At 70.5% G+C, this 23612-nt stretch carries 20 protein-coding genes; 6 read left to right on the top strand and 14 right to left on the bottom strand.

The features are described from left to right. Positions 1 to 62: 62 nt before the first annotated feature. The 6 genes from AB0J12_RS21370 to AB0J12_RS21345 all read right to left on the bottom strand — a co-directional run bounded on the left by AB0J12_RS21370 (position 63) and on the right by AB0J12_RS21345 (position 7117). On the bottom strand, positions 63 to 1340 hold the full coding sequence (locus AB0J12_RS21370) for a thymidine phosphorylase (RefSeq protein WP_363265897.1): 1278 nt from the start codon (positions 1338 to 1340) through the stop codon (positions 63 to 65). A 78-nt stretch (positions 1341 to 1418) separates the two neighbouring features. After that, complete coding sequence (locus AB0J12_RS21365; RefSeq protein WP_363265896.1) at positions 1419 to 1826, bottom strand: cytidine deaminase; 408 nt, start codon at positions 1824 to 1826, stop codon at positions 1419 to 1421. Continuing rightward, a complete protein-coding gene (locus AB0J12_RS21360) occupies positions 1823 to 3085 on the bottom strand; it encodes an ABC transporter permease (RefSeq protein ID WP_363265895.1) in 1263 nt (420 codons plus the stop codon). The genes AB0J12_RS21365 and AB0J12_RS21360 overlap by 4 nt, the downstream gene beginning before the upstream one ends. Beyond that, positions 3085 to 4206, bottom strand: coding sequence for an ABC transporter permease (locus AB0J12_RS21355; RefSeq protein WP_363265894.1), 1122 nt, complete (start codon positions 4204 to 4206; stop codon positions 3085 to 3087). Before AB0J12_RS21355 ends, AB0J12_RS21360 begins: the two co-directional genes overlap by 1 nt. Next, positions 4203 to 5858 (bottom strand): ABC transporter ATP-binding protein, encoded by a 1656-nt coding sequence (locus tag AB0J12_RS21350; RefSeq protein WP_363265929.1) that lies wholly within the window; start codon positions 5856 to 5858, stop codon positions 4203 to 4205. The genes AB0J12_RS21355 and AB0J12_RS21350 overlap by 4 nt, the downstream gene beginning before the upstream one ends. A 215-nt stretch (positions 5859 to 6073) precedes the next feature. Further along, positions 6074 to 7117, bottom strand: coding sequence for a BMP family ABC transporter substrate-binding protein (locus tag AB0J12_RS21345; protein WP_363265893.1), 1044 nt, complete (start codon positions 7115 to 7117; stop codon positions 6074 to 6076). A 333-nt stretch (positions 7118 to 7450) separates the two neighbouring features. Between AB0J12_RS21345 and AB0J12_RS21340 the strand changes: the two genes are divergently transcribed. After that, positions 7451 to 7795 carry a hypothetical protein gene (locus AB0J12_RS21340; RefSeq protein WP_363265892.1) on the top strand — a complete coding sequence of 115 codons (345 nt, stop codon included), beginning with the start codon at positions 7451 to 7453 and terminating at the stop codon, positions 7793 to 7795. Between the two features lie 58 nt (positions 7796 to 7853). Here AB0J12_RS21340 and AB0J12_RS21335 read toward each other — a convergent pair whose 3' ends face one another. Continuing rightward, positions 7854 to 8879, bottom strand: a complete 1026-nt coding sequence (locus AB0J12_RS21335) for a BMP family ABC transporter substrate-binding protein (protein WP_363265891.1) — start codon at positions 8877 to 8879, stop codon at positions 7854 to 7856. A 593-nt stretch (positions 8880 to 9472) separates the two neighbouring features. Next, positions 9473 to 10714: a M20 family metallopeptidase gene (locus AB0J12_RS21330; RefSeq protein WP_363265890.1), complete on the bottom strand. Its 1242-nt coding sequence runs from the start codon at positions 10712 to 10714 to the stop codon at positions 9473 to 9475. Between the two features lie 307 nt (positions 10715 to 11021). On the opposite strand from AB0J12_RS21330, the gene AB0J12_RS21325 reads away from it, so the two are divergent. After that, on the top strand, positions 11022 to 11693 hold the full coding sequence (locus AB0J12_RS21325) for a class I SAM-dependent methyltransferase (RefSeq protein ID WP_363265889.1): 672 nt from the start codon (positions 11022 to 11024) through the stop codon (positions 11691 to 11693). Positions 11694 to 11724: 31 nt separating this feature from the next. Here AB0J12_RS21325 and AB0J12_RS21320 read toward each other — a convergent pair whose 3' ends face one another. From AB0J12_RS21320 to AB0J12_RS21305, 4 genes are read right to left on the bottom strand one after another with little or no spacing between them, the layout of a single operon-like run. Next, positions 11725 to 12804: a hypothetical protein gene (locus AB0J12_RS21320; protein ID WP_363265888.1), complete on the bottom strand. Its 1080-nt coding sequence runs from the start codon at positions 12802 to 12804 to the stop codon at positions 11725 to 11727. A 39-nt stretch (positions 12805 to 12843) separates the two neighbouring features. After that, on the bottom strand, positions 12844 to 13782 hold the full coding sequence (locus AB0J12_RS21315; protein WP_363265887.1) for an N-acetylneuraminate synthase family protein: 939 nt from the start codon (positions 13780 to 13782) through the stop codon (positions 12844 to 12846). 13 nt (positions 13783 to 13795) lie between these two features. After that, the gene (locus AB0J12_RS21310) at positions 13796 to 15070 is read right to left on the bottom strand and encodes an acylneuraminate cytidylyltransferase (protein ID WP_363265886.1); all 1275 of its coding nucleotides are present in this window, start codon (positions 15068 to 15070) and stop codon (positions 13796 to 13798) included. Positions 15071 to 15102: 32 nt separating this feature from the next. Continuing rightward, positions 15103 to 16428, bottom strand: a complete 1326-nt coding sequence (locus AB0J12_RS21305; protein ID WP_363265885.1) for a DUF6716 putative glycosyltransferase — start codon at positions 16426 to 16428, stop codon at positions 15103 to 15105. A 199-nt stretch (positions 16429 to 16627) separates the two neighbouring features. Between AB0J12_RS21305 and AB0J12_RS21300 the strand changes: the two genes are divergently transcribed. The 3 genes from AB0J12_RS21300 (at position 16628) to AB0J12_RS21290 (ending at position 20234) form a co-directional block, all read left to right on the top strand. Further along, positions 16628 to 17605 carry a glycosyltransferase family 2 protein gene (locus tag AB0J12_RS21300; protein ID WP_363265884.1) on the top strand — a complete coding sequence of 326 codons (978 nt, stop codon included), beginning with the start codon at positions 16628 to 16630 and terminating at the stop codon, positions 17603 to 17605. Beyond that, positions 17602 to 18960, top strand: a complete 1359-nt coding sequence (locus AB0J12_RS21295) for a polysialyltransferase family glycosyltransferase (RefSeq protein ID WP_363265883.1) — start codon at positions 17602 to 17604, stop codon at positions 18958 to 18960. Before AB0J12_RS21300 ends, AB0J12_RS21295 begins: the two co-directional genes overlap by 4 nt. A gap of 179 nt (positions 18961 to 19139) precedes the next feature. Further along, on the top strand, positions 19140 to 20234 hold the full coding sequence (locus AB0J12_RS21290; protein WP_363265928.1) for an acyltransferase: 1095 nt from the start codon (positions 19140 to 19142) through the stop codon (positions 20232 to 20234). Positions 20235 to 20237: 3 nt separating this feature from the next. Here AB0J12_RS21290 and leuE read toward each other — a convergent pair whose 3' ends face one another. Both leuE and AB0J12_RS21280 read right to left on the bottom strand, forming a co-directional pair. Then, positions 20238 to 20900, bottom strand: a complete 663-nt coding sequence (gene leuE, locus AB0J12_RS21285; protein ID WP_363265882.1) for a leucine efflux protein LeuE — start codon at positions 20898 to 20900, stop codon at positions 20238 to 20240. A 78-nt stretch (positions 20901 to 20978) separates the two neighbouring features. After that, the gene (locus tag AB0J12_RS21280) at positions 20979 to 22559 is read right to left on the bottom strand and encodes a methylmalonyl-CoA mutase family protein (protein WP_363265881.1); all 1581 of its coding nucleotides are present in this window, start codon (positions 22557 to 22559) and stop codon (positions 20979 to 20981) included. Positions 22560 to 22757: 198 nt separating this feature from the next. Here AB0J12_RS21280 and AB0J12_RS21275 point away from each other — a divergent pair, with 198 nt between their 5' ends. Continuing rightward, on the top strand, positions 22758 to 23609 hold the full coding sequence (locus tag AB0J12_RS21275) for a L,D-transpeptidase family protein (RefSeq protein ID WP_363265880.1): 852 nt from the start codon (positions 22758 to 22760) through the stop codon (positions 23607 to 23609). Positions 23610 to 23612 lie beyond the last annotated feature (3 nt).

Genomic DNA, 23612 nt, shown 5'->3' with positions numbered 1-23612 from the left:
CATGCCGAACGGGACCGGTGGTGGTCCACCGATCCCGTTCACCCGAAAGAGGAATCCGCAGGTCAGGCGATGCGTTCCAGCACCACCGGCGACGCGGTGAACGCCGTGCCCGGGGCGGCGATGTCGTAGGAGCCCTCGATCGCCGTCAGGGCGTAGTCGAAGCGCTCGGGGGTGTCCGTGTGGAGGGTCAGCAGGGGCTGGCCCTCGGTCACCGTGTCGCCGGGCTTGGCGTGCATCTCCACGCCCGCGCCCGCCTGCACCGGGTCCTCCTTGCGGGCGCGGCCCGCGCCCAGGCGCCAGGCGGCGATGCCGATGTCGTAGGCGTCCAGGCGGGTCAGGACGCCCGAGGACGGCGCCTTGATCACGTGCTGCTCGCGGGCCACCGGCAGCTCCGCGTCCGGGTCGCCGCCCTGGGCCGCGATCATGCGGCGCCAGACGTCCATCGCGGAGCCGTCGGCCAGGGCCTTGGCCGGGTCGGCGCCGTGCACGCCGGCCGCGTCGAGCATCTCGCGGGCGAGGGCGATCGTCAGCTCCACGACGTCCGCGGGGCCGCCGCCCGCCAGGACCTCCACGGACTCGCGGACCTCCAGGGCGTTGCCCGCGGTCAGGCCGAGCGGGGTGGACATGTCGGTCAGCAGGGCGACCGTCTTCACACCGTGGTCGGTGCCCAGGCCGACCATGGTGGCGGCCAGTTCGCGGGCGTCCTCGAGCGTCTTCATGAAGGCGCCCGAGCCGACCTTCACGTCCAGGACCAGGCTGCCGGTGCCCTCGGCGATCTTCTTCGACATGATCGAGGACGCGATCAGCGGGATCGCCTCGACCGTGCCGGTGACGTCCCGCAGCGCGTACAGCTTCTTGTCGGCGGGGGCGAGACCGTCGCCGGCAGCGCAGATCACCGCGCCGACCTCGTCGAGGACGCACAGCATCTCCTCGTTGGACAGAAGGGCCCGCCAGCCGGGGATCGACTCCAGCTTGTCCAGGGTGCCGCCGGTGTGGCCGAGGCCGCGACCGGACAGCTGCGGGACGGCCGCGCCGCACGCGGCGACCAGGGGCGCCAGCGGAAGGGTGATCTTGTCGCCGACACCGCCCGTGGAGTGCTTGTCGGCGGTCGGACGGGTGAGGGAGGAGAAGTCCATGCGCTCGCCGGAGGCGATCATCGCCGCCGTCCAGCGGGCGATCTCCCGGCGGTCCATGCCGTTGAGCAGGATGGCCATCGCGAGCGCGGACATCTGCTCGTCGGCGACCTCGCCGCGCGTGTACGCGTCGATGACCCAGTCGATCTGCTCGTCGCCGAGCTCACCGCGGTCGCGCTTGGTGCGGATGACGGAGATGGCGTCCATGGCCATGGCGTTCCTTCCGAGACGTTCAAAAAAAATGCGCGGCCCCTCCGATGACGACTCGGAGGGGCCGCGCGGGAGTTACTGGGTGAGGTGGTCCGGGCCGAAGGCCTGCGGCAGCATCCGGGACAGCGGCAGGATGCCGGCCGGGGTCTCGAGCAGCAGGTCCGGGCCGCCGAACTCGTACAGCAGCTGCCGGCAGCGGCCGCACGGTACGAGGATGTCGCCCCGGCCGTCCACGCACGTGAAGTGCGTCAGCCGGCCGCCGCCGGTGCGGGCCAGCTCCGAGACCAGCCCGCACTCGGCGCACAGGCCGAGGCCGTAGGAGGCGTTCTCCACGTTGCAGCCGGAGACCGTGCGGCCGTCGTCGACGAGGGCGGCGACCCCGACCGGGTAGCCGGAGTAGGGGGCGTACGCGCGGGTCATGGCCTCGCGGGCCACCGTGCGCAGCGCCTCCCAGTCGACACCGGCCGCGTCGGGCGCGGTCACTTGCCCTGCCCCTTGCGGTACGGCAGACCGTCCGCCTTCGGCATGCGCAGACTCTGCGCGGACAGGGACAGGACGAGCAGCGTGACGATGTACGGGGTGGCCGTCACCAGCTGGCGCGGGACCTCGTCGGTGCTGGTGTACCAGACGAACATCAGCGCCGAGATCACGAAGGTGAGGAGACCGCTCACCAGCTTCCTCTTCCACAGCAGGTACGCCGCGCCGATCACCAGCAGGATCGCCAGCAGCAGGATCAGCGCGTGCACGTTGGTGGTGCCGCCGCGCAGGTTGAGGCTGTCGGTGTAGCCGAACAGGCCCGCGCCGAGGGCGAGACCGCCCGGCATCCAGTTGCCGAAGATCATCGCCGCGAGGCCGATGTAGCCACGCCCGGCGGTCTGCCCGTCGAGGTAGACGTTGGAGGCGACGATCGACAGGAACGCGCCGCCCAGGCCGGCCAGACCACCGGAGATGATCACCGCGATGTACTTGTACTTGTAGACGTTGACGCCGAGGGACTCCGCCGCGACCGGGCTCTCACCACAGGAACGCAGGCGCAGGCCGAAGGCGGTGCGCCACAGCACCCACCAGGTCACCGGCACCAGGGCCACGGCGATGACGGTGAGCGGCGACAGGTTGGTCACCAGGCCGCCGAGCAGGCCGGCGATGTCGGAGATCAGGAACCAGTGCTTGCCGTTCAGTGTCACCAGCGCGTCGGACAGGCCGGGGATGCTGAAGGTGCCCAGAGAGTCGATCGGCGGCGACTGCTTGGAGGAGCCCTGCGGGACGCCGTCGAAGGTGAACTTCGACAGGTAGCGGGTCAGGCCGACGGCCAGGATGTTGAGGGCCACACCGGAGACGATGTGGTTGACGTTGAAGGTGACGGTGGCGATCGCGTGCAGGAGGGCGCCCAGCGCGCCGCCCAGGATGCCGAAGGCGACACCCGTCCACGGGCCCCACTGGTAACCGGCCCAGGCGCCGAACCAGGTGCCGAGGATCATCATGCCCTCGAGGCCGATGTTGACGACTCCGGCGCGTTCGGCCCACAGGCCGCCGAGGCCCGCGAGACCGATCGGCACGGCGAGCCGCAGAGCCGTGGACATCTGGCCGGTGGAGGTGATGCCGTCCGCGCCCGAGATCAGGCGGACGATCGAGGTCAGGATCAGCACGCCCGCGATGACGAGCAGGAGAACCGGGAGCGAGAGTCGGCGGCCGCCCTTGCCGGGCTGCTTCGCCTGCGGCTTGGCGACGGTCGTGGTCGACATCAGGCCGCGACCTCCTTCTTGGCGTTGTTGTCGGCTTCGGCGGCGAGCTGAGCGCCGACCTGCTTCTGCTGGCGGCGCAGGCCCCACTGCCGTACGGCCTCGTAGGAGATGACGACGGTGAAGACGATCACGCCCTGCATGATGGTGGCGATCTCCTTCTCGTACGCCACCGGGACGGCGTAGTCCAGGGCGGGGGACGCCTTGTCCAGGAAGGCCCACAGCAGGGAGGCGAGCGCGATGCCGCCGGGGTGGTTGCGGCCGAGCAGGGCGATGCCGATGGCCGTGAACCCGAGGCCGGCGGGGAAGCTCAGGCTGTAGGTGTGGGTCTCGCCGAGCAGCAGCGGCAGCCCGGAGACACCGGCCACCGCGCCGGAGATCAGCATCGCGGTGAGGACCATCTTCTTGGCGTCGACGCCGGAGGCCGCGGCGGCGGTCTCCGAGGCGCCGGTGGCGCGCAGGTCGAAGCCGAAGCGGGTGCGGTTGAGCACCAGCCAGTAGGCGATGCCGAGCAGGATGGCGAGGAAGACCAGGCCGTAGATCTCGCCGACGTCCGGGCCCAGGTCGATGCCGGGGACCCAGCCGGACTTCTTCATGATGCCGGTGGTGTTGTTGTCACCGACCAGCACGCCGAAGTTGTCGGTGAGGGTGAGGTAGCCGATCAGCGCGGTGGCGATGGAGTTCAGCATGATCGTGGCGACGACCTCGCTGACCCCACGGGTCACCTTCAGCACGCCCGCGATGCCGGCCCACATGGCGCCGGTGAGGGCACCGACCAGCAGCAGCAGGGGAACCTGCACGAACGACGGCAGCGCCACGTGCGCGCCGACCACCGCGGTGACCATCGCGCCGAGACGGTACTGGCCGTCGACCCCGATGTTGAACAGGTTCATGCGGAAGCCGAGGGCGACCGCCAGGGCGGCGATGTAGTACAGCGACGCCTGGTTGACGATCAGCACCTGGATGTCGGAGTACCCGATCTGTTCCAGCATCAGCCGGTACGGCTCGATCGGGTTCTTGCCGGAGGCGAGGAGCACCACCGACGTCAGCAGGATCGCCGCGACCAGTGCGACGACCGGTCCCGCGACCGCTACGAGCGCGCGGTCCTTGTCGAACTTCTTCATCGGGCGTCGTCCTCCGGGGCGGCTTCCTCGTCGCCTGCTTCTGTGTGTTCCAGGTGGCCGCTGACGGCACCGGTCATGGCCGAGCCCAGCTCCTCCGGGGTGATGGTGGCCGGGTCGGCGTCGGCGACCAGCCTGCCGTCGTAGATCACGCGGAGGGTGTCCGACAGACCGATCAGCTCGTCCAGGTCGGCGGAGATCAGCAGCACCGCCAGGCCGTCGCGGCGGGCCTCACGGATGCGGTCCCAGATCTGCGCCTGAGCGCCGACGTCCACACCGCGGGTGGGGTGGGCGGCGATCAGGAACTTCGGGTCGTGGCTCATCTCGCGGCCGACGATGAGCTTTTGCTGGTTGCCGCCGGACAGGGAGGCGGCGGTGACGTCGATGCCGGGGGTGCGGACGTCGTACTCCTCGACGATCCGGCGCGTGTCGTCCTGGGCGCCCTTGGGGTTCAGCCAGAAGCCCTTGGCGTTGGGCTTCTCGGTGACATGGCCGAGGATGCGGTTCTCCCACAGCGGGGCCTCGAGGAGCAGGCCCTGGCGGTGGCGGTCCTCGGGGATGTAACCGACGCCGGACTCGCGGCGCTTGCGGGTGGCCCAGGCGGTGATGTCCTCGCCGAGGAAGCGGATCGTGCCCGCGTGCGCGTGCTTGGTGCCGATGAGCGCGTCGATCAGCTCGGTCTGGCCGTTGCCCTCGACACCGGCGATGCCCATGACCTCGCCGGCGTGGATGGTGAAGGTGAGGTCGTCGAGGACCTTCTTGACCTCGCCGCGCTGGACCTCGTCCATCAGCAGACCCGCGGACGACTCGCCGAGCGACATGGCGCCCGAGGAGTAGACGGTCAGACCCTCGACCTGGATCACCGGCCGGTCGGTGACCGTCGACTCCGCAGTCTCCGGGGTGGGCAGCTCGCTGCCGACCATCAACTCGGCGAGCTGGTGCGGGGTGGTCTCGGAGGGCACGGCCGTGCCCACAGTCGTACCGCGGCGGATGACGGTGATGTCGTCCGCGACGGACAGGACCTCGCCCAGCTTGTGGGAGATGAAGATGACGGACAGGCCCTCGGACTTCAGCTCGCGCAGGTTGGCGAAGAGGGCGTCGACCTCCTGCGGGACGAGGACGGCGGTCGGCTCGTCGAGGATGAGGGTCTTCGCGCCGCGGTAGAGCACCTTGAGGATCTCCACGCGCTGCCGGTCGGCGACACCGAGGTCCTCGACCAGGACGTCGGGGCGGACCCCGAGGCCGTACCGGTCGGAGATCTCCTTGATCTTCCTGCGGGCGTTGCCACCGATGCCGTACAGCTTCTCGCTGCCCAGCACCACGTTCTCCAGCACGGTGAAGTTGTCGGCCAGCATGAAGTGCTGGTGGACCATGCCGATGCCACGGGCGATGGCGTCGGCGGGGCTGGCGAAGGTGACGTGCTCACCGTCGACGGTGATGGTGCCCTCGTCCGGCTTCTGCATGCCGTAGAGGATCTTCATCAGCGTCGACTTGCCGGCGCCGTTCTCGCCGACGAGGGCGTGCACGGTGCCCTTGCGGACCGTCAGGTGGATGTCATGGTTGGCGACGACACCCGGGAATCGTTTCGTGATGCCCGCGAGCTCCACCGCGATCGTCGACTGAGCGGTGAGCGGAGGGCTGCTGGTCGCGTCGATGGCGCACTCTCCTCGGGAAAGGGGCCGCTCTACGCGCGTAGCGCCCCTGCTTTAAATAGTGCTCGGACCGGATCGGGTCTTTCGAATCCCCGATCGGTTCCGAGCATTCTGCCGTGCGAACGGGGCGCGGTGAGCCATCCTCTCCGCACCCCGTTCCCTGGCCGTAACGCCGCCATGACGGTCTGCGCCCGGTGCCAGGTCTCCGACCGGGAAGGTCAGGAGGTCTTCACCTTGATGGTGCCGTTCTTGATGCCTTCCTCGGCCTTCTTCACGGCGTCCTGGATGGCCTTGTCGCCGGCGAACTTCGGGTTGGAGTTCGACAGGCTGACGCCGCCGTTGTTCAGGCTGCCACGGATCTCGCCGGACAGCGGCTTGCCGTCGTGCACGGACTTGGCCAGGCCGTACACCGCACCGGCGACGTTCTTCATCGCCGAAGTGAGGATGGAGTCCTTGTACTTGGCCAGCGCTTCCTGCTTGTACTGGTCGGAGTCGACGCCGATCGCCCAGACCTTGTGCGCGGCGGCCGACTTGATCACGCCCTGGCCCGACAGACCGGCGGCGGCGTAGACGACGTCCGCGCCCGCGTCGATCTGACCGTCCGCGGCGTTCTCACCCTTGTCGGGGCTGGAGAAGCCGCCCTCCTGGGCGGTCTGGGTCAGGTACTGCTTCTCGATCTTGATCTGCGGGTTGACCGACTGGGCGCCCTGGATGAACCCGGCCTCGAACTTGTGGATCAGGGGAATGTCCACACCGCCGATGAACCCGATGTGGTTCTTCTTGGTGGCCTTCGCCGCGGCGACACCCGCCAGGTAGGACGCCTGCTCCTCGTGGAAGACGAGGTCGGCGACGTTGTTCATCTTCACCTTGTCGTCGTCCACGACACCGAAGGTGAGCTTCGGGTACTTGGCGGCGACCTCCTGAACGGCGGGCGCGTAGACGAAGCCGACACCGACGATCGGGTTGTAGCCGGCCTTGGCGAGCTGCTCGAGGCGCTGCACCTTGTCGGCGGTGGACTCGTTGTCGCTGGGCTCGACGTCACGGCTGGTGTAGCCGTACTCCTTGTCGGCCTGCTCCAGACCGGCGAAGGCAGCGTCGTTGAAGGACTGGTCGCCCTTGCCGCCGATGTCGTAGGCCAGACCGATTCCCTTCGACTTGCTGCTGCTCGACGAAGAGGTGGACGAGCTTCCGCAGGCGGAAGCGGTAACTGCGAGAGCTGCGGTCGCTACACCCGCAACAGCGATACGGGACACCCGGCGCATGGAACGAGACTCCTTTGTGCAAGCGCCCATACCAGGCGCTGGTTCCGCCGCAGCGTAACGCGCGTAGACAGAACGCAAAACCCGGCTGGCAAGAGTGTTATGGGACCGTTTCGTACCCCTGTGGCAGACCCCGGTGACCTGCGCCGGGTCCCGGAACTCGAACTTTTCCCGGGAGCCGGCCGTGGCCCCGCCTACCAGTGCCGAATGCCGGGCCGAATCCCCCACGGGCATGATCTTTCCGGCGGCGCTCACATGTCAGGGTCACATTGATCGAAAAACGCGATACCGCAGGCCTGACCAGCCTGACGGTCTCTTGTGATCCAGGGGAGGATCATGAAGTTCTCCAAGCTCGCCGCCGCGGCGGCCGGCGCCGGTGTCGCCCTGTCGGCCACCGTCGTCGGCCTGGCGTCGCCCGCCATGGCGTCGTCGACCTGCTCGACCTGGGTGTCCAAGGACGGCACGACCGGCTACGGAAAGTGCACCGGCGGCAACACCCGCTTCAGCGTCCACCGGGTCAAGGTCGTGTGCGTCAGCCCGCACGGCACCAAGTGGAACGTCTACGGCGAGTGGGCGAACACCCGCCACGGCGAGACGTCGAAGGCCGTGTGCTCGACGGACCACGGCTACTCGGGCACCGGCGTGCTCTCGATGAAGATCGAGACGGACGAGCCGGTATAACCCGCACGAGCGATGCCCCCGCCTCCGGCCGCGCCGGACGCGGGGGCATCGCGCCGCGTCACTTCGTGTTCACGGTGACCTTCCCGTTCACGATGTCCTGCCGCGCCTTGTCCACGGCCCCGACGACGTCCTTCATGGCCTGGTACTTGGGGTTGGAGTCGGCGAACCCGACGCCGTCGTTGGCGAGCGAGCCGCGGACCGTGCCGCTGAGCGGCTTGCCCTGGTACACGGACTTGGCCAGCTCGTAGACGGCACCGCCGACGTTCTTCAGGGCGGAGCCGAGGATCCAGTCCTTGTACTGGCCGAGCGCGCTCTGCCGGTACTGGTCGGAGTCGACGCCGATCGCCCACACCTTGTGCTGCGCGGCGGCCTTGATCACGCCCTGCCCGGACAGCCCGGCGGCGTGGTAGACCACGTCGGCCCCGGCCTCGATCTGGCCGTTGGCGGCGTCCTCCCCCTTGTCGGGACTGGAGAAGCCACCCTCCTGCGCGGTCTGCGTCAGATACTGCGACTCGATCTTGATCCCCGGCTTCACGGACTTGGCGCCCTGCGTGAATCCGGCCTCGAACTTGTGGATCAACGGGATGTCCACGCCGCCGATGAACCCGATGTGGTTCTTCTTGGTGGCCTTCGCCGCCGCGACGCCCGCGAGATATGACGACTGCTCCTCGTGGAACACGAGATCGGCGACGTTCTTGGACTGGACGGTGTCGTCGTCGATGATCCCGAAAGTGATCTTCGGATACTTGGCGGAGACCTCCTTGACCGCCGGCGCGTAGACGAAGCCGACGCCGACGATCGGGTTGTACCCGGCCTTGGCGAGCTGCTCCAGGCGCTGCACCTTGTCGGCGGTGGACTCGTTGTCGCTGGGCTCGACGTCCCGGCCGCCGATCTTGAACTCCTGCTCGGCCTTCTGGAAACCGGAGAAGGCGGCGTCGTTGAACGACTGGTCGCCCTTGCCGCCGATGTCGTACGCGAGGCCGATGCCCTTGCCGGAGTACTTCCCGGAGGCGTCGGCGGTGCTGGAGGAAGAGCTGGACTCGCCGCATCCGGCGGCCGCGAGGGCGATGACCGTGGCGGTCACCGCGGCTTGGGAGAACCTGGTCCTCCGAGATATCAGACGCACGTCGAGCACCCTTCATCCCCACGGCACCGATCACGGGACCGTATCCCCAAGGCGATTTCGGCGCACAGTAACGCGCGTAGAGAGGCGGGGGAACGGGGTTGCCACCGGCGTTACCGTTTCGTGCCGCCGGAATTTACAGGGAGGCAACCCGGCGCTCCAGAGCACCCGGCGTTGCGGCCGGGCCGCTGCGCCCACCCGTGCCGCCCTGGGGCCCCTGCTCGAAGAGCTTGGCGGAGGCACGACTGCCCGCAGCTATGCCAGCCGATGGCACGCGCCACGACGTTGCTGCACCCGCGTACGGCGGGAAGGGGCCGGGGTGGGGGGTGTCCGCCCGCAGCGGCCGGCACCGGGCAGGGGCGCCCTCATCGGGAACGGGCGGCCGGACCGAGGACGGACACCCCCCACCCCGGCCCCGACTCACCCACCGGCACAGCGCGCGACACCAGCCACCCACCCACCGCAACGGGCCGCCGCAGGCACAAAAAAGGGGCGCGGGGAACGGCGCGACCAGCCACAACGCAACCCGCACCCGAAAATCCGGCCCCCCCACCTCACGCCGTACGGCAACCCGCATCCAGCAACGCCGCCGCCGTAAACAACTCCACCCCCACCGTGATAGCCGACTCGTCCGCGTCGAAGTCCCCTTGGTGCAGGTCCCGCACGGTCCGCTCCCCCGGCGTCCGCACGCCCAGCCGGGCCATCGCGCCCGGCACGTGCTCCAGGTACCAGGAGAAGTCCTCGCCCCCCAGGGACTGCTCCGTGTCCTCCACGGACTCCAGCCCCCGCCGCGCGGTCATCGCGTCACGCAGCAGTTCGGTCACCGCCGGGTCGTTGACCACCGGCGGCACACCCCGCACGTAATTGATCTCCGACTTGGCCCCGTGCAGATTCGCCACCTCGTCGATCGCCGCGACCACCATGTCCGGCGCCTGCCGCCACGCCTCGATGTCCAGGCACCGCACGGTCCCGGCCAGCTCGGCATGTTGCGGAATGACGTTCGGCGCGTGCCCGGACTCGATCCGGCCCCACGTCACGGCGAGCCCGCTGCGCGTGTCGACGCGCCGCCCGACGAGCGCGGGCACGTCGGTGACCACCCGGGCCGCGGCGGTGACCAGGTCGGTGGTCAGGTGCGGACGCGCGGTGTGGCCGCCGGGGCCGTCGAGCGAGATCTCCAGCCGGTCGCAGGCGGAGGTGATCGCACCGGCCCGCAGCCCGACCCGTCCCGCGTCGACCCGCGGGTCGCAGTGCACGGCGAGGATGCGGCCGACCCCCTTGAGCGCGCCGGAGGCGATCACGTCGGCGGCACCGCCGGGCAGCACCTCCTCGGCGGGCTGGAAGATCAGCCGCACCGGACGCGGCAGCCGCCCCTGCCGGTGCAGCTCGGCCAGGACCAGCCCGGTGCCGAGCACGACCGTGGTGTGCACGTCGTGGCCGCAGGCGTGGGCGCGGTCGGGCACGGTCGACCGGTACGGGCAGTCGGCCTTCATGTCCGGGATGGGCAGCGCGTCGATGTCGGCGCGCAGGCCGAGCACGCCGGGGCCCTCGTAGGGGGCGTCCGCGGGTACGCCGATGTCGCAGATCAGGCCGGTGCCGCTGGGGAGCACGCGCGGGTGGAGGCCGGCCGTCTCCAGGCGGGCCTTGATCGCCGCGGTGGTGCGGAACTCCTGGTTGCCGAGCTCGGGGTGCATGTGCAGGTCGCGGCGGAAGGCGACGAGCTCGGCGCGCAGCTGCTCGGGGAGCGTGCCGGGGAGCACGGCGGCCCCGGACGGATCGGCCTCGGACTGTAGCGACATCAGTTGCTTCACCCTCTGAAGGGTAGGGCGCCGGGGCGGCCAACTGACCCGCGATCAACAAAAGATCAGCCCGTTAGGGGAAGAAAATCTGGCCGCACGACGCATAGTGGTCGTCGTGGACGGGTAAACTCGCCCGACTCTCGACCGGGTGGATCCAGGGTCGAGCGCCCGTCCCGTACTCTTTTCACCTCTTTTCCACGGATACCACGCCCCGCGCAGACCACGCGGCCGGTGTTCGACTATCGGGACGGAACCCGGTTCCAGGATCACACCGTCCGAGCGCCGTGGGAGGCCGTAGGGTCCCGGCGTGACCGATTCCACCACCACGTTCCTGACCGACACCCGTGCCGCGTACGACGCCATCGCGCCGGCCTTCGCCGAGGCGTTCCCGGACATCCTCACCGACCTCCCGCTGGAGCGGGCGCTGCTCTCGGCGTTCGCCGAGCAGGTCACGGCGCACGGGCCGGAGCCCGTGGCGGACGTCGGCAGTGGTCCGGGGCATGTGACGGCCCGGCTGCACTCGCTGGGCGTGCCGGTGTTCGGCATCGACATCTCGCCGCGGATGGCGGCCCTCGCCCGGGAGGCGCATCCGGACCTGCGCTTCCACGTGGGGTCGATGACGGCGCTGGATGTGCCGGACGCCACGCTCGGCGGGCTGCTGGCGCTCTACTCGGTCATCCACGTGCCGGACGAGCACCTGCCGACGGTGTTCGCGGAGTTCCGCCGGGTGCTGGTGCCGGGCGGGCAGCTGCTGCTGTCGTTCCAGATGGCGGACCCGGCGGCGGACGGGACCGAGCACCTGCACCTGTCGGAACGGTTCGGGCAGGAAATCGCGCTCGACTACTACTGGCGTACCCCGCAGGCGGTGGCCGCCGAGCTGACGAAGGCGGGCCTGACGCTCCAGGCCCGGGTCGTGCGCGAGCCGCTGGGCCGGGAGAAGCGCCCCCGGGCCTTCCTGCTGGCCCGAAAACCGGAGTGAACACAAGCCGGAGGCCGAACCGCCCCGCGGGTTACGCCACGCTCATCTCCGTCAGCCTCCGCACCCCCCGGGCCGTCCCCGTCACCCCCGAGAGAAAACCCTGGGCGCGGGGTGAGGCCGTCCGGGTGAGCCAGTCGGGGTCGATGTCGCACACCGCGACCTCGACGTCGGTGCCGGCGAGGGCCAGCGGCAAGGTGTGCACGACCGTCGACGGGAAGCTCAGGATCGTCCGGCCGACAGGCCCCCGGCGGGCGATCAGCTCCAGCGGCAGCTCGGGCCGGACGATCTCCAGACCGGTCTCGACGGCCAGCCGGTGCAGCTTGTCCGTACTCTCGCGCCGGTGGGCGAAGTAGCGGGTGGCGCCGTGCGTCTTGGCCAGGGTGCGGACGGCGTCGAGGTAGCGCTCGCCGTCCACGACCCCGGTCTCCACCAGCGACGTACCGACCAGGTCGGCGCCCTTGGTGATACGCGGCGGGCCGAAGCGGGCGCGGGTCCAGGCGAAGTCGTGCGCGGTGACCCTGACGCCGTCGGGGGCCTCCGCGATGGGCATGGAGGAGAAGATCTCCACGCGCTGCTCGCCGCCGGGTGTGAGGCGGCGCCGGGCGATGGAGGACACCGGCGCGAACACCAGGTCGCGCGGGCCGCGCCGGCCGCCCTTGCGGTGCCAGCGCACGAGCCGCTCACCGCGCGCGAGCTGGGCGACGAACTCCATCGTGGCCGTGCCGTCGTCGACGACGACCAGGTCACGGGCCCTGGTGATGGTCAGCAGCAGCTGGACGTACCGGGAGAACGGGTCGCCCATGACGATCCGTTCCGCCCGCCGCAGCCGCCCCGCGAGGGAACCGACCGTCTGGAAGGGGGCCGCGGGGCCGCCGCGGGCCTCCTCCCAGCGGACGGTGTGTCCCTCGTCCCGGGCCAGGTCGGCCATGCGCCGCAGCTGACCCCGGGTCATCGGGTCGGTCGGGGACAGGACGACGAGGGTGAACCCCGCGCCGGGCTCCTCCAGCGGCCGGATGCCGTGGGCGTGGGCCCATTCCAGGACGTTGAGGAGCTGTACCGGGCTCTCCACGAAGGCGAGGGTGGTGCCGGGCTCGCCGGCGCGTGGGTTCATCGACGCAGATCCGTCCCCTTGAGAAACGCAGCGGATCCGTCAGACGCCGACCGGCTCGCCCGCCGCCGCGGCGATCTCCGCCTCGGCGACGACGCCGCTGACGCGGCGCAGCTTCTTCATCGGCGCGAGTTCGGAGTCGTAGACCTTCTTCACACCGTCACCGAGGGCGTCCTCGATCGTGCGGATGTCGCGGACCAGGCGCGTGAGGCCCTGCGGCTCGACGGAGGCGGCCTGGTCGGAGCCCCACATGGCGCGGTCGAGGGTGATGTGCCGCTCGACGAAGCAGGCGCCGAGGGCGACGGCGGCGAGGGTGGTCTGCAGGCCGGTCTCGTGGCCGGAGTAGCCGATCGGGACGTTCGGGTACTCCTTCTCCAGCGTGTTGATCACGCGGAGGTTCAGCTCCTCGGCCTTCGCCGGGTAGGTGGAGGTGGCGTGGCACATGACGATGTTGTCGCTGCCCAGGACCTCGACGGCGTGCCGGATCTGCTTCGGGGTCGACATGCCGGTGGACAGGATGACCGTCCTGCCGGTGGCGCGCAGGGCGCGCAGCAGCTCGTCGTCCGTCAACGACGCGCTGGCCACCTTGTGGGCGGGGACGTCGAACTTCTCCAGGAAGGCGACGGCCTCGGTGTCCCACGGGGAGGCGAACCAGTCGATGCCCCGGGTGCGGCAGTACTCGTCGATCTGCCGGTACTCGTCCTCGCCGAACTCCACGCGGTGGCGGTAGTCGATGTACGTCATCCGGCCCCACGGCGTGTCCCGCTCGATGTCCCACTGGTCGCGCGGGGTGCAGATCTCGGGGGTGCGCTTCTGGAACTTCACGGCGTCACAGCCGGCCTCGACGGCGGCGTCGATCAGCTTGAAGGCGTTCTCCAGCTCACCGTTGTGGTTGATGCCGATCTCGCCGCAGATGTAGACGGGGCGGCCGGGGCCGACCTCGCGCGAGCGGAACGTGCGCAGACGGGAGTTGGTGCTCATGACAGGGGTGTCCTTACTTGGGGAGCGTGGTGAGCTCGGGGAACGGGGGGAGCTCGGGGAGGGAGTCGAGGGAGGGGCCGAGGAGCCAGCCGGCGATCTCCCGGACGGCGCCGTCGCCACCGGGGACGGTGGTGACCGCGCGAGCGGCGCCGCGTACGACGGCATGGGCGCTCGCGACCGCGACGGGCCAGCCGACGAGGGCGAAGCAGGGCAGGTCGTTGACGTCGTTGCCGACGTAGAGCACGCGCTCCGGCGCGATGCCCGCTTCCTCGCACCACTGCTTGAGCGCGAGGTCCTTGCGGTCGATGCCGTGCAGCACCGGCAGCTTCAGCTTGCGGGCCCGGGCGGCGACGACCGGGTTGCGTTCCGTGGACAGGATCAGCATCTTCAGGCCGCTGTCGCGCAGAGCCGCGATGCCGAGTCCGTCGCCGCGGTGCACGGAGACGAGCTCCCGTCCCTCGGAGTCGATCAGCACCCGGTCGTCGGTCTGGGTGCCGTCGAAGTCGAGGACGACCGCGTCGATGTCGTCGTACGCCGGGCGGGTGGGCGGGGGGACATCCGCGAGGGAACCGGGCCGGGCCGCGTCGAGGAGGGGCGCGAGGGCGCGGGCCCGGGCGAGGTCGTGCGGGTCGTCGATCTCCAGCACGCGCGCGGGGTCGGTGCGCACGAGTTCGGTGCGGCCGAAGAAGCGGTGCCGGTGGGTGCGGAAGCCGGCCGCGTCCATGGCGTAGGCGGCGCCGGTCTCCAGCAGGTCCTGGGGGCGGTCCTGGCGGCGGGGGCGGAAGGACTTGTCGTGGTTGACGCCGTAGCCGCCGTCCGGCTCCTGGGAGGTGTCGTCGCGCCAGAGGAAGCCGTGGAACGGGGCCACGGTCACCGCCGTGTCGGCGCCCTGCTCCACGATGGCCGCGGCGACCCCGTCGACGTCCTCGCGGACCAGGAACGGGCTGGTGCACTGCACGAGGAGCACCACGTCCACGGGGGTGCCGTGCAGCGTCTCGTAGGCGTCCAGGGCGTGCAGGACGGCGGCCTCGGAGGTGGCGGTGTCCCCGGCGATGGCGGCGGGCCGCAGCACGACCTCGGCGCCGGCCTCGCGGGCGGCGGCCGCGATGGCCTGGTCGTCGGTGGAGACGACGACGTCGGTGACCAGCCGGGCGGCGCGGCACTCGCGCACGGCGCGGGCGACCAGCGGGACGCCGCCGACGGGAGCGAGGTTCTTCGCGGGGACGCCCTTGGAGCCGCCGCGGGCGGGGATCACGGCGAGCACGCGGCGCGCCGGTGTGTCGGGCATGGGGTGTTCTCCTTGGACTCCTTGGAGCGGGGTCACAGCTCCCCCATCCGCCGGATGACGGGCGCCACGCGCTGCACGCCGTGCCGGTAGGCGCCACGCGCGGCCCGGCGCACGATCTGCCGGACGGGCCCGGGTTCCTTGTCGGCGGCGGGGGCGCCCGGCAGCGGGCTGCCGTCGGGGGCGAGGTGGTGACGGGCGAGGATGCCGGGCAGGTATCCGGGTGCGGTCTCGCTCGTGTAGTACGGCGTGAGGGGCGGCAGTCCGCCGGGCTGTGCGAGGAGTTTCGCGATCCGCTCACGGGCGGTGTCGAACGCGGTCGCGTAGTCGCCGTCGGCGGCGACGCCCTGGCGGGCCACCCACTCGGGGTCGGGTTCGGGCCGGTGTCCGGCGTCGAGCCGGTCCCAGGAGGCCAGGCAGCCGGAGCCGGTGAAGTGGTGGTTGCCGAGGACCTCGCGCACCCCGAGGTCGGTGAGCACGACGGTCGGGATACGGCGGTGCAGGGACTCCAGGGCCGCGGTGGAACTCACCGTCACCAGCAGGTCGGTGCGGTCGAGGACCTCGCCCATGTTCCCGTACACCAGGCGGAGGTTGGGCGGCAGCGGGCCGGCCTTCTGCGCCAGCTTCTGGTAGGGCAGCTCCTCCAGGTGCGTGGTGTGCTCGCCGGGCCTGGAACGGAGCTTGAGCAGCACCTCGCGCTCGGGGTGGAGGCGGGCGTGCCGGATCAGGCGGTCCAGCAGATAGGTGCGGTCCTTGCGGGACTCCGGGACGGAGGGCTGGGCGGCGAACACCACGGTGTAGGGGTCGTGCGCGCCGGTGTAGGGGTCGCCGCCGAGGAACGGCAGGGCGACCTCGGTGACCGCGGCGGCGTCGGCGCCCACACCCTCGTACACCGCGCGGAAACGCTCGGCGTCCTGGCGGGAGTTGGCGAGGACGAGGTCGGCGCCGTGCCGCAGCAGCAGGCCGTCGGCGAGCTTCTCGTAGACGACCCCGACATAGCCGGTGACCACGACGGGGCGCTCGGGGCGGCCCTGCCAGGCCCGCTTCAGCCCGTGCAGCATCGCCTGCACCCCGCCGCCGACGAGCGCCAGCACGAGCACGTCGTACGACTCCTCGCGCGGCTCCCGCATCGCGCGGAGGAACTGAACGGCGGTCACCTCGCGCAGGGAGTCCGCGCGGACGCCGACTTCCTCGAGCTGGCGGGCGGTGGGGGTGGCGCGGCCCCGCAGGAGATAGCCGTCGAGGCGGACTTCGGCGTCCTCGGGAAGAAGGCGGCGCGCGGTGAGCGCACCCCATTTCCACCGGGTGTCGGAATCCGCGAGAACGGCGACTCGCAGGGCGTTCGTTGCACTGACTGGCACGCCGAAGACGCTAGGAAGGAATTCCTAGGCCCGGCCCAACCCGACCGCAACAAACGGTTAACAGCATGCCGCCGTACGGCGAATCGGCACGTGAACGGGGCCGGGTCGGGCTGGATTCACGACTTGGCCACACGTCGTTCACTCCTCGGCAAACCGACGGCAAAGACGCGGGCCGGACCCGCGCCCTAACGTCACCTGCGTGGTCAAGCTCTCCGTCATCGTGCCCTTCTACAACGTGCAGCAATACGCCCCGGCCGCCGTCCGGTCCCTGCGCGCCAACGCCCGGGAGGACTTCGAGTTCATCCTGATCGACGACTGTTCGACGGACGGCACGAAGGAAATCCTCGAACGCGCCGAGCGTGAACTTCCCGGCGCGGTGCTGATCCGACGTACCGAGAAAGGGGTGTCCGCCGCACGCAACACCGGAATCGACGCGGCCCGTGGCGAGTATCTGACGTTCATGGACGGAGACGACTACGCCGCTCCCGGCTATTTCGCGCAATTGGTCGATTCCATCGAGTCGTTGGGCTGCGATTTCGTCCGCACCGACCACGTGCGGTTCACCGGAAGTCAGCGCACCCTGTACCGGGTGCCGTTCGGGCCGCGTGACACCGTCGTGGACCCGCGCGCGGTGATCCTCCCGGCGGAGCGCTCCACCCCGGTGGACTACCCGTACTCCTGGGCCGGCGCCTACCACCGGCGGCTGGTCGACGAGGGGCTGCTGCACTTCCCCGAGGATCTGCGCACCGCCGAGGACCGGCCCTGGATCTGGCGGCTGCACCGCAAGGCGAAGTCCTTCGCGGTGCCGAGCGTGTTCGGCATCTTCTACCGGCGGGGCGTCACCTCGTCGCTGACGCAGATCGGCGACACGCGGCAGCTGGACTTCATCCGCTCCTTCGACCGGGTGCTGGCGGAGACCGCCGAGGACGTGGACGCGGACCTCTTCCTGCCCAAGGCCGTGCGCACCTACTGCGCCATCATCAGCCACCACCTGGCCACCATCGAGAAGTTCGAGGCGCCGGTGGCCCGCCGACTCCGTTCCCTGAGCGCCGCGGCCCTGCGCCGGATGCCGCAGGACCTGCTCAACGACACCCTGGACTCCATGGACCTCGACCGCGCCACCCAGCTGCGCCGACTGCGCCGCAGGCCCACGACGGCCTCGGAGGCCGTGGCATGAGCGACCGCCGCACCACCCGGATCTTCTGCGCCTCCACCCTGTACGGCGCCGCCACGCTGGCCGCCGCGCTCGACGCCGGCTGCTTCGGCCCCGCCGACCGCAGGCTGCTGCTGGTCAGCAACAACAGCGCGGCACCGGAGCTGAGCGAGCCCTTCGACGCCTCGCCGGCCTTCGCGCACCTGCGGGACCGCTTCGACGGCGTGCTGTCGTGGAACGAGGCCATTTCCCCCTTCCACCCGGGCGGCTGGTCCCCGCGCCCGGACGACCAGATCCTGTGGGAGCGCCATCTGCGGATGCTGTGGGACCTGGGCGACGACCGGATCGAGCTGGCCGTGGAGTCCATCCAGGTCAATCCGGCGCTGGCGATCTGCCAGATCTTCGGCGGCGCGCCCGTCGACGTGTACGCGGACGGGCTGATGTCCTACGGCCCGACCCGCTTCAAGATCGACCCGCTGGTGGGGACCCGGGTGCGGCGGGTGCTGCATCTGGACCTGGTGCCGGGTCTGACGCCGCTGCTGCTCACCGAGTTCGGTGTCGCACCCGAGATCGTGCCGACGGATGCCTTCCTGAAGGTGCTCGGCCAACTCGGCGGCACCGGCGAGGAACTGCCGGTGGCCGAGGAAGCGGCGCTGCTGCTCGGCCAGTACCTGTCCGCGCTGGACATCCTCACCGACGAGGAGGAGGAAGACCTCCATGTGCGGATGCTGCGCGGGGCGGTGGGGCTCGGCCACACGCGCGTGGTGTTCAAGCCGCACCCCTCGGCCCCGGCCCGCTGGTCGCGCGCGCTGGAGCAGGAGGCGGAGCGGCTCGGCGCCGAACTGACCGTGCTGGACACGCCCGTGCTCGCCGAGGTGGTGTACCAGCGGATGCGTCCGGCGCTGGTCGTCGGCTGCTTCTCCACCGCGCTGCTGACCGCCTCCGCGCTGTACGGCCTGCCGGTGGCGCGCACCGGCACCGGGCTGCTGCTGGAGCGGCTCGCCCCGTACGAGAACAGCAACCGGGTGCCGGTCACCATCGTCGACGCACTGCTGCCCGACCTGGCGGACGGCGACGCCGTGCGCGAACAGCACCGTGGCCTGGACGTGGACGCCCTCACGGAGCTGCTGCGGGCGGTCGGCTATGCGATGCAGTCGAAGATCTACCCCGAGCTGCGCCCGGCCGCCGAGCGGTATCTGAGCCGGCGGCTGAACACGCACACCTGGCGGTACTTCAAGCGCCGCCGCCTGACGTCGCTGGGCCTGCCCGGCGGGGTGCCGGCGCAGCTGGCGTTCATCCCGCGCAGTGCGACGGTGCGCCGGATGGCACGGCGGGCGCGGACGCTGCGGCGCCGGGTGGTCCGCCGGGGCGGCGCGTGAACGGTGGCCGGCGACGGCTGGATGAACTCTCGCGGACGGCCGGGCGAAAGGTCGCCGTGAGGGCTCGATGCGGCCGGTGGGCGCCGTTAGCGTCCGGTTGAGTTGACGAGCTTCGATGAGAGGTCCCTGTGATCGACACGCCCGCGGACACCCTGGGGAGCGCCGCGGCCGGCCCGGCGGTGCGCACCACGATTCCGCAGCCGCCGGCCAAGCTCCGGCCGGTGCGGCTGCGCGCCCTGGACGGGCTGCGCCTGGTGGCCGCGCTGATGGTGGCGGCCTACCACTACGGCGGCCGGGGCGGCGAGGTCACCAAGGCCTGGGGCAGTTCACCGCGCTTGCAGTTCCCGAGGCTGCACACCCTCTTCGCCTACGGCTGCCTGGGCGTGCAGATCTTCTTCGTGATCAGCGGCTTCGTGATCTGTATGAGCGGCTGGGGCCGTCCGCTGCGTTCGTTCTTCGCCTCCCGCGCCTCCCGCCTGCTGCCCGCCTACTGGGTGGCGATCGTGCTGGTGACGGCGGTGATGGCGCTGCCGGTGCTGACGTACAAGACGGTGCCGGCGAGCGAGACGCTGGTGAACTTCACCATGCTGCAGATGCCGCTCGGCGCCCACCGGGTGCTCGGGGTGTGCTGGACGCTGTGGGCGGAGGTGCGCTTCTACGCCCTGTTCGCGCTGTGCATCGTGCTGCCGGGCGCCACCCGCCGCCGCGTGATCCTGTTCTGCGCCTGCTGGACACTGGCGGCGGCGATCGCGGGCGGGCTGAACCAGCCCGTGCTGGACGCCGTGGTGATGCCGGACTACGCGCCGTTCTTCATCGGCGGCATGGGCCTGTACCTGGTGCACCGCGACCGCCGTGACCCGTACGCCTGGGGCATCACCGCGGTCAACTGGCTGATCGGCCAGCAGGTCGCGGTGCGCAGCCTGTGGCACCCGGTGACGCCGGACATGTTCTCCTACCGCAGCGCCTACGGCGTCATCCTGATCGTCACGCTCGGCTTCCTCGCCGTCGCCGCGATCGCGCTGGGCCGGCTGCACTGGGCGAACTGGCGCTGGCTGACGGTCGCGGGCGCGCTGACGTACCCGTTCTACCTGGTCCACGAACACCTGGGCTGGCCAGTCATCCAGGCCCTCCACCGCGGCCTCGGCATCCCGTCCTACGGCACGTTCCTGCTCACGGTGGCCATCATGCTGGCGCTGGCGTGGCTGATGAACAAACTGGTGGAGGAGCGCTTCACCCCGAAACTGAGGGCGTTGCTGAACCGCCCCGCGGGCTGACGCCTAGGCGCTGGCCAGGGACAGCTTCAGCGCGAACCCGAGGAACAGCGCCCCCGCCGCCGAAGTGGCCCCGGCCGCAAGGCGCTTGCGGCGGCGGAAGGCGTCGGCGAGGCGGGTGCCGCCGAATATGAGCAGGGACAGGTAGAGGAAGCTGGCCGTCTGCAGCAGGGCGCCGAGGACGACGAAGGAGAGCGCCGGGTAGGCGTAGTGCGGGTCGACGAACTGCACGAAGAAGGAGATCAGGAACAGGATCGCCTTCGGGTTCAGCAGGGAGACCACCAGGGCACGCCGGTAGGGCCGCTCATCGGCGGGCTCGGCGTCGGCGACGGCGGGCTCGGCGAGAGCCTCCGCGTGTTCCCCGCGCGCCTTCCACATCGCCCGGGCCGAGCGCAGCATGCCGTACGCCATCCACGCGAGGTATCCGGCGCCGGCGTACTTCACCACCAGGAACAGCAGCGGGGTCGTGGACAGTACGGACGCCGCGCCGAGCGCCGCCAGCGTCATCAGGATCGTGTCCCCGGTGAAGACCCCGGCCGCCGCCTTGTACCCGGTGCGGATGCCCTTGCGGGCGGCGACGGACAGGACGTAGAGCGAGTTGGGGCCGGGCAGCAGCACGATCAGTACGAGGCCGGCCAGGTAGGTGGGGAGATCGATGACGCCGAACATGGAAAGGAGTGTCGCACGGGGGTACGACACTCCTCACCGGGGTTTCGCCTCAGTTCCCCTGCGGAGGATCAGCGCAGCTCAGAACGCATCCGACGGCACGTAAGTCCCCCACACCTCGCGGAGCGCGTTGCACACCTCGCCCACCGTCGCGCGGGCGCGCAGGGCGTCCTTCATCGGGTAGAGGACGTTGTCCTCGCCCTCCGCGGCCTTCTTCAGGGCCGCCAGCGCCGAGTCCACCGCCGTCTGGTCGCGCTCGGCGCGCAGCTTGGCGAGGCGTTCGGCCTGCTGGGCCTCGATGGCCGGGTCGACGCGCAGCGGCTCGTACGGCTCCTCCTCGTCGAGCTGGAAACGGTTGACGCCGACCACGACCCGCTCGCCCGCGTCGGTCTCCTGCGCGATGCGGTAGGCGTTGCGCTCGATCTCGCCCTTCTGGAAACCGTGCTCGATCGCGTTGACCGCCCCGCCCAGGTCCTCCACCTTGCCCATCAGCTCCAGCGCCGCCGCCTCGACCTCGTCGGTCATCCTCTCGATGACATACGAGCCCGCGAACGGGTCGACCGTCGCCGTCACATCCGTCTCATAGGCCAGCACCTGCTGCGTACGCAGGGCCAGACGCGCGGACTTGTCGGTGGGCAGCGCGATCGCCTCGTCGAAGGAGTTCGTGTGCAGCGACTGCGTACCGCCGAGCACCGCCCCGAGGCCCTGCACCGCCACGCGCACCAGGTTCACCTCCGGCTGCTGCGCCGTCAGCTGCACACCCGCCGTCTGCGTGTGGAAACGCAGCATCATCGACTTCGGGTTCTTCGCCCCGAACTCCTCCTTCATCACCCGCGCCCAGATCCGGCGCGCGGCGCGGAACTTGGCGACCTCCTCCAGGATCGTCGTCCGGGCGACGAAGAAGAAGGACAGCCGGGGCGCGAAGTCGTCGACGTCCATGCCGGCCGCGACCGCCGTGCGCACGTACTCGATGCCGTCGGCGAGGGTGAAGGCGATCTCCTGCGCGGGCGAGGCGCCGGCCTCGGCCATGTGGTAGCCGGAGATCGAGATCGTGTTCCACTTCGGGATCTCGGCCTTGCAGTACTTGAAGATGTCCGCGATCAGGCGCAGCGACGGCTTCGGCGGGAAGATGTACGTCCCGCGCGCGATGTACTCCTTCAGCACGTCGTTCTGGATCGTGCCGGTCAGCCTGTCCGCGCTGACGCCCTGCTCCTCCCCCACCAGCTGGTACATCAGCAGGAGCAGAGCCGCGGGGGCGTTGATCGTCATCGACGTGGACACCTTGTCCAGCGGGATGCCGCCGAACAGCACCCGCATGTCGTCGACGGAGTCGATCGCCACGCCGACCTTGCCGACCTCACCGTGCGCGATCGGCGCGTCGGAGTCGTGGCCCATCTGCGTGGGCAGGTCGAACGCGACCGACAGGCCCATCGTGCCGTTCGCGATCAGCTGCTTGTAGCGGGCGTTGGACTCCACCGCCGTACCGAAACCCGCGTACTGCCGCATCGTCCACGGCCGGCCGGTGTACATCGACGGATACACACCACGAGTGAACGGATACGAACCCGGCTCGCCCAGCTTCTCGGCCGGGTCCCAGCCCGCCAGATCCCCCGGCCCGTACACCGGCTCGATGGGCAGTCCGGACTCCGACTCGCGTGCCATGGTGTGCCTCCGCACTACATCTGTTACTCGCCAGTAGAAACCAACCCTCGCCACGGACTGTAGCGACGGCCGTGCGCCCGGTGGAGTGCCCCACACTGGGACCTTGCTCACAACGATGCCGCGCCGTTCGCGAGGCGTCACGCCTGGAAAGCATCAGAAGGACACCAACCCGAAGCGGTGAGACGGCGGGGGTCCGCGATGCGTACAACGGGCATGATCAGATCGGCCGGCGTGGGGGCTGCCGTGGTGGCGGTGGTGACGCTCGGCGGCTGCACCGTGCAGGGCGCGGGCGGCGGGCAGCGCTCGCCGGTCCACATCGACCTGCCCGGTGCGTCCTCGCCGTCCCGTGGACCGTCGCACTCCTCCAGTGGCTCCCCCGGCTCCCCGGACTCCTCCGACGGCAAGCCGGCCGCCGCGCCGCGGGTGCTGCTCGCGCCCGGCGACAGCGGGCGGTACGTGCGTGAACTCCAGGCCCGGCTACGGCAGGTGGCGTGGCTGTTCGACGGTCCGACCGGCAGCTACGACGACCTCACCGAGCAGGCCGTCAAGGGCTTCCAGGGCAAGCGCGGGCTGCCGCGGACCGGACGGGTCGACACGGTGACCTGGCAGCGGCTGCTGCGGATGACGCACGAACCCGGCAAGTGGGAGCTGTATCTGATGGGTGGCCAGCCCGCCGCCGCGCCGGACCCGCGCTGCCTGACCGGCCGGGTGCTGTGCATCAGCAAGTCCAGCCGCACCCTGCGCTGGATGATCGACGGGCGGACGGTGTCGACCATGTCGGTCCGCTTCGGCTCGCAGTACACGCCGACGCGGGAAGGTGTCTTCCACGTGTACTGGAAGTCCCGGCACCACGTGTCGACGCTGTACGACTCACCGATGCCGTACGCGATGTTCTTCAGCGGCGGCCAGGCGGTGCACTACTCCTACGACTTCGCCGCCCGGGGTTACGCCGGCGGCTCGCACGGCTGTGTCAACGTCCGGGACGAGACGGCGATCGCAGCGCTCTTCGCGCAGGTCCGCAACGGCGACAAGGTCGTCGTGTACTGGTGACAC

Source organism: Streptomyces sp. NPDC049915, from assembly GCF_040656475.1.
Classification (GTDB): Bacteria; Actinomycetota; Actinomycetes; order Streptomycetales; family Streptomycetaceae; genus Streptomyces.
This window is presented reverse-complemented; position numbering and strand designations above follow the sequence as displayed.

Excerpts from the sequence above, each read along its gene's own strand:
- AB0J12_RS21340 (WP_363265892.1), top strand. The coding sequence starts at position 7,451 with ATGAAGTTCTCCAAGCTCGCCGCCGCGGCGGCCGGCGCCGGTGTCGCC.
- AB0J12_RS21355 (WP_363265894.1), bottom strand. The coding sequence starts at position 4,206 with ATGAAGAAGTTCGACAAGGACCGCGCGCTCGTAGCGGTCGCGGGACCG.
- leuE (WP_363265882.1), bottom strand. The coding sequence starts at position 20,900 with ATGTTCGGCGTCATCGATCTCCCCACCTACCTGGCCGGCCTCGTACTG.
- AB0J12_RS21295 (WP_363265883.1), top strand. The coding sequence starts at position 17,602 with ATGAGCGACCGCCGCACCACCCGGATCTTCTGCGCCTCCACCCTGTAC.
- AB0J12_RS21345 (WP_363265893.1), bottom strand. The coding sequence starts at position 7,117 with ATGCGCCGGGTGTCCCGTATCGCTGTTGCGGGTGTAGCGACCGCAGCT.
- AB0J12_RS21280 (WP_363265881.1), bottom strand. The coding sequence starts at position 22,559 with ATGGCACGCGAGTCGGAGTCCGGACTGCCCATCGAGCCGGTGTACGGG.
- AB0J12_RS21330 (WP_363265890.1), bottom strand. The coding sequence starts at position 10,714 with ATGTCGCTACAGTCCGAGGCCGATCCGTCCGGGGCCGCCGTGCTCCCC.
- AB0J12_RS21370 (WP_363265897.1), bottom strand. The coding sequence starts at position 1,340 with ATGGACGCCATCTCCGTCATCCGCACCAAGCGCGACCGCGGTGAGCTC.
- AB0J12_RS21310 (WP_363265886.1), bottom strand. The coding sequence starts at position 15,070 with ATGCCCGACACACCGGCGCGCCGCGTGCTCGCCGTGATCCCCGCCCGC.
- AB0J12_RS21275 (WP_363265880.1), top strand. The coding sequence starts at position 22,758 with ATGCGTACAACGGGCATGATCAGATCGGCCGGCGTGGGGGCTGCCGTG.
- AB0J12_RS21315 (WP_363265887.1), bottom strand. The coding sequence starts at position 13,782 with ATGAGCACCAACTCCCGTCTGCGCACGTTCCGCTCGCGCGAGGTCGGC.
- AB0J12_RS21360 (WP_363265895.1), bottom strand. The coding sequence starts at position 3,085 with ATGTCGACCACGACCGTCGCCAAGCCGCAGGCGAAGCAGCCCGGCAAG.
- AB0J12_RS21320 (WP_363265888.1), bottom strand. The coding sequence starts at position 12,804 with ATGAACCCACGCGCCGGCGAGCCCGGCACCACCCTCGCCTTCGTGGAG.